Here is a 1,104-nt window from a genome sequence, read left to right as displayed (position 1 = left end):
CGTTGGAATAGGTGATGAAGCCGCGATCGACCACGGCGGACGAGCCGGCGATGTCGGTGAGTGCCGCGATGATCATGCCGCCGGTGCAGCTTTCCGCCGTTGCCAGCATGATGCCGCGTTTCTGGCAGGCTTGCAGCAAGGCATTTGCCAGGTCGCTGTTGGTCATTCCGGCACCTCGCCGGGAAACACCACGCTGGCAGTGGCGATCGCCGCAATGCCTTCCTCGCGCCCGACGAAGCCGAGCTTCTCGTTGGTTGTCGCCTTGATCGAGATGCGATCCGCGGAAATTGCCAGCATCTGCGACAGGGCTGCCGTCATCGCCTCGCGGTGCGGGCCGACGCGCGGCGCTTCGCAGATCAACGTGATATCGGCATTGGCGATGCGGCCGCCGCGCTCGCGCACCAGCCCTGCCGCATGCTCGACGAAGATCCGCGACGCAGCGCCTTTCCACTGCGGGTCGGACGGGAGAAAATGCGTGCCGATGTCGCCGGCGCCGCAGGTCGCCAGCAACGCATCGGTCAGAGCATGCAGACCGACATCGGCGTCGGAATGGCCGGACAGTTTCTTGTCATGAGCAATGGCGACGCCACACAGTGTGACATGGTCGCCGGGCTCGAAAGCATGGACGTCGTAGCCATTGCCGGTCCGGATGTCGGGAAAGCGCATACGTTCGCCGGAAAGCCGCTGGTCCGCCATGGCAATATCCCGTGCCCAGGTGAGTTTGACATTGTCCGGCGAGCCCGGAACGATCTTGACCGGAATATGCGCCCATTCGGCGATCGCGGCATCGTCGGTAAAATCCATTTTTCCCAGATGATGGGCTTTCTCGTGCGCGGCAAGGATGGGCCAGAACGGAAAGCCCTGCGGCGTTTGCGCCGCGTGAAGACCGCTGCGCGAAACGGTTTCGCCAACCACCCCGGAGGCCGACTCGCGCTTCAGCGTGTCGGCGACGGGCAAAGCGGGCAATGCGCCCTCGCGCTCGCCGATGGCGGCGATGGTGCGATCTATCAGGTCCGCATCGACAAACGGACGCACGGCATCGTGGATCAGAACCTGCCCCGGCGCGTGGTCTCTAAGGGCAAGCAGGCCGAGCCGGACGGATTC

General features: G+C 64.3%; 2 protein-coding genes. Both read right to left on the bottom strand.

Annotated features, from left to right (window positions below):
- On the bottom strand, nt 1-166 hold a 166-nt coding region (locus EN914_RS36180), incomplete at its 3' end, for a CinA family protein (RefSeq protein WP_206527332.1).
- A partial coding sequence (locus tag EN914_RS36175; RefSeq protein WP_127389724.1) for a bifunctional 2-C-methyl-D-erythritol 4-phosphate cytidylyltransferase/2-C-methyl-D-erythritol 2,4-cyclodiphosphate synthase occupies nt 163-1,104 on the bottom strand: 942 nt, incomplete at its 5' end. The genes EN914_RS36175 and EN914_RS36180, both read right to left, overlap by 4 nt.

Source organism: Mesorhizobium sp. M7A.F.Ca.CA.001.08.2.1, assembly GCF_003998455.1.
GTDB lineage: Bacteria > Pseudomonadota > Alphaproteobacteria > Rhizobiales > Rhizobiaceae > Mesorhizobium > Mesorhizobium ciceri.
The sequence above is the reverse complement of the archived record's forward strand: the minus strand, read 5'-3'. Positions and strand labels throughout refer to the sequence as shown.